Below are 1,637 nucleotides of genomic sequence, written 5' to 3' on the forward strand. Positions count from 1 at the left end.
GCTCGCCAAGGTGCAGGACGAGGCGGGGCACGGGCTGTATCTCTATTGCGCTGCCGAAACGCTTGGCACCAGCCGCGAGCAGATGATCGACGCGCTTCACTCGGGCAAAGCCAAATATTCGACGATCTTCAATTATCCGACTTTGACCTGGGCCGATATCGGCGCGATCGGCTGGCTGGTCGACGGCGCGGCGATCATGAACCAAGTGCCGCTGCAGCGCGCTTCCTATGGCCCTTATGCGCGGGCGATGGTCCGCGTGTGCAAGGAGGAAAGCTTCCACCAGCGCCAGGGTTACGAGATCATGATGGTGCTCGCCAATGGCACGGCGGAGCAAAAGCGCATGGCGCAGGACGCGCTCAACCGCTGGTGGTGGCCGAGCCTGATGATGTTCGGCCCGCCCGACGACAACTCGCCCAATACCGAGCGCTCGATGCGCTGGCGGATCAAGCGCGAGACCAATGACGAGCTGCGGCAGAAATGCGTCGATATCGGGGTTCCGCAGGCTGAGTATCTCGGGCTGACGATCCCCGACCCCGACCTCAAGTGGAATGAGGCCAAGGGCGGCTACGACTTTGGTGCGATCGACTGGGAGGAATTTTACGCAGTGGTGCGCGGCGAAGGGCCGGTCGCCAAGGAGCGGATGAAGGATCGCCGCGACGCGTGGAACGACGGTGCCTGGGTGCGCGATGCCGCCGCGGCCTATGAGGCGAAGCGCGCTGCCCGGGTGGCGGCGTGAGTGAGGGTCATGACTGGCCCTTGTGGGAAGTCTTTATTCGCTCGAAGGGCGGCATGGCGCATCGCCACGTTGGCAGCGTTCATGCTCCTGACCCGAAGCTCGCGCTGGCCCATGCCCGAGACACCTATACCCGGCGGCAGGAAGGCGTCTCGCTGTGGATCGTGAAGTCGGACCAGATCATTGCCAGCGATCCGGCCGATAGCGGGCCGTTGTTCGAACCGGCCGAGGACAAGGTCTATCGGCACCCGACCTTCTACGACATTCCCGATGTGGTGAAGCATATCTGATGCCCTCGCTTCCGGTGATCGACCCCAAGGATGTGCGCGATGCGAACAATGCGCCCGATGGCGGCGTGTTTGACGAAGGCATTGCTGCGCCGGGCAAGGATCCGCTCGAGGATGCTTATTATGATTATCTGGTGCGGCTGGGGGATGATTCGCTCGTGCTTGGCCAGCGATTGTCCGAATGGTGCGGGCATGCGCCGGGGCTGGAGGTTGATCTCAGCCTCGCCAATCTTGCGCTCGACCTGATCGGGCAGGCGACGCATCTGCTCAACAAAGCCAATAATGACGATGGCGATGAATTGGCGTTCCACCGCGACGTGCTGGATTACAAGAATTGCTGGCTTGTAGAGCAGCCCAATGGCGATTTCGCGCGGACGATCGCGCGGCAATTGCTATTCTCGACCTATCAGCACCTGCTGTACCGCGAATTGTCCGACAGCCCCGATCCGTTCCTGTCCGGACTGGCCGCGAAGGCGGTCAAGGAAGTCGCCTATCACCGCGAACTGGCCGCCGACTGGACGATCCGGCTCGGCGACGGGACCGAGGAGAGCGCAGTGCGGATGGCCGAGGGGCTCGACTGGTGCTGGCGCTTCATCCCCGAATTGTTCGAGGTCGAT

Annotated in this window: 3 protein-coding genes; all 3 read left to right on the forward strand. The window is 62.6% G+C overall.

Annotated features, from left to right (window positions below):
- Positions 1-736 (forward strand): 1,2-phenylacetyl-CoA epoxidase subunit PaaA (gene paaA / locus RMN73_RS10220; protein ID WP_309603224.1); only part of this gene is annotated, 736 nt, incomplete at its 5' end.
- Complete coding sequence (gene paaB / locus RMN73_RS10225) at positions 733-1,023, forward strand: 1,2-phenylacetyl-CoA epoxidase subunit PaaB (RefSeq protein WP_309603225.1); 291 nt, start codon at positions 733-735, stop codon at positions 1,021-1,023. The genes paaA and paaB, both read left to right, overlap by 4 nt.
- A partial coding sequence (gene paaC, locus RMN73_RS10230) for a 1,2-phenylacetyl-CoA epoxidase subunit PaaC (RefSeq protein ID WP_309603226.1) occupies positions 1,023-1,637 on the forward strand: 615 nt, incomplete at its 3' end. The genes paaB and paaC, both read left to right, overlap by 1 nt.

Origin of the sequence: Sphingomonas sp. (assembly GCF_031372575.1) — a bacterium.
Lineage (GTDB): Bacteria > Pseudomonadota > Alphaproteobacteria > Sphingomonadales > Sphingomonadaceae > Sphingomicrobium.